The sequence below is a fragment of the Citrobacter sp. VF227 genome (assembly GCF_052950715.1).
The window spans coordinates 1-639 of record NZ_JBRFVF010000138.1; the positions used below are offsets into that span (position 1 = coordinate 1).

At 73.4% G+C, this 639-nt stretch carries 1 protein-coding gene; it reads right to left on the reverse strand.

Translation table 11 applies throughout. The features are described 5' to 3' along the window. Positions 1–639, reverse strand: a 639-nt coding sequence (locus tag ACU8YC_RS25505; protein WP_446896034.1) for an AAA family ATPase, incomplete at both ends; no start/stop codon positions are given.

Sequence of the window (639 nt, forward strand, 5' to 3'; positions counted from 1 at the left end):
GGCGCGGTTGCCGTTGCGCAGCCCGAGATGAGACAGGCTCTCACCGAAGCGCAAGATGTCACCGAGGCCTAAGCTCAGCGGCACGACCTCATCGGCGCGGTTGCGCGACGGCAGGGCGACCACGTCGGGTCCGAGGTGCCCTTCCGCCCGCAGCACCGCCCGCGCCCGCGCGTTCAGCGCCGCTGCATCCGCGTTGCGCCGGGTCACGATCAACGCGTCCCCATCATGGGCCGCGCGCTGCTCGGACCAGAGCGCGATCACCCGGGCTTGGGCCGCCTCGGCCCCGGAGATCAGCTCGACCCGGTCGTTGGCGGCATAGGCGCGCAGACCCGCCTCGGCATCGCCGCGCGCCATCACCACCGAGGCGGCACGCTGCCAATCCACCGTCTGCCGGCGGACGTGTTCGAGCACGGCCGAGCGTCCGACCACCTCGGCGACCGCCCGCAGCGCGCTGGCGCCCCCGACCGAGGCGAGCTGACGCCGGTCGCCGATCAGCACCACTTTGGCCCCGGCCGCCTGCGCCGCGCTCAGCACGGCTTCCAGGTCACGGGTTGATACCATCCCGGCCTCGTCGACCAGCACCAGGGTGTCGGCGCCGAATGCCGGCGAGGGATCGGGGTGAGGCGCGGGGTCCGGATC